The sequence below is a fragment of the Streptomyces sp. H27-H5 genome (assembly GCF_026627505.1).
GTDB lineage: Bacteria > Actinomycetota > Actinomycetes > Streptomycetales > Streptomycetaceae > Streptomyces.
Genome location: NZ_JAPNLK010000318.1, coordinates 1 through 1079, shown reverse-complemented (window position 1 = coordinate 1079; position 1079 = coordinate 1). Strand labels below are relative to the sequence as shown.

Here is a 1079-nt window from a genome sequence, read left to right as displayed (position 1 = left end):
CGCCACATCCTTTGCCCGGGAGCATGTATGGCCCACCCTGCTGCTGCACCGTTGCCGTTGTCCCGCAAGCAGGAGCGCAAGGTGCGCACGATCGTGGCCGGTGCGCTGAGCGGGCAGGCGGTGGTGCGCCGGGCACGGATCGTGCTGCTGGCCGCCCAGGGCCTGCCCAACACGCACATCGCCGCCCGACTCGGCTGCAGCCTGCCCACCGTGCGCACCTGGCGCGAGCGCTTTCGCCGACGCGGGGTGCCGGGGCTGTTCGATCGTCGCCGCTGCGGCCGTCCGGACACGTACGGTCCCAGCGAGCGCCTGGCCGTGGTGGCCACCGCCACCTCCGGCCCGCCCGAGGGCGCCTCGCTCTGGACCCGCACCACGATCGCCGCGCACCTGGCCGAACGCGGCCTGGCCCCGTCCGCCTCCACCGTGGGACGCATCCTGGCCGAGGCCAAGGTGCGTCCGCACAAGGTCCGCGGTTGGCTGCACCGTGCGGACGACCCCGCCTTCTGGGCCCAGGCCGGCGCGGTCTGCCGCCTGTATCTGGACCTGCCGCCCGGCACCCTGCTGGTCAGTGTGGACGAGAAGACCGGCATCCAGGCCAAGTCCCGCCGCTACCCGACCGTGCGCGCCCGCCCCGGACGCGAGGAGCGCCGCGAGTTCGAGTACCGCCGCCACGGCACGGTCTCCATCGTCGCGGCCATGGACGTGGCCACCGGACAGGTCCTGGCCCAGCGCATCGAGCGCAACAACTCGGCGACGTTCACCGCGTTCCTGCGGCAACTGGACCAGTGCACCGACCCGGCTCTGCGGATCCACCTGGTCATGGACAACGGCTCCTCGCACACCTCCAAGGCCACCCGCGCCTGGCTGGCCGCCCACCCCCGCTTCGCCGTCACCCACACGCCCAAGCACGCCTCCTGGCTGAACATGGTCGAGCAGTGGTTCAGCGCACTGACCCGCCGCCTGCTGCGACGCGGCGACTTCGCCTCCCGCGACGACCTCGAAACCCAGATCACCACCTACACCATCCGCTACAACCGCACCGCCCGCCCCTACCGCTGGCGCTACGACGCCGACGCCGA

The 1079-nt window shown here is 72.6% G+C and carries 1 protein-coding gene; it reads left to right on the top strand.

What is annotated here, in order from left to right:
- Positions 1-57: 57 nt before the first annotated feature.
- Positions 58-1079 (top strand): IS630 family transposase (locus tag OTB19_RS43015; RefSeq protein WP_267804299.1); only part of this gene is annotated, 1022 nt, incomplete at its 3' end.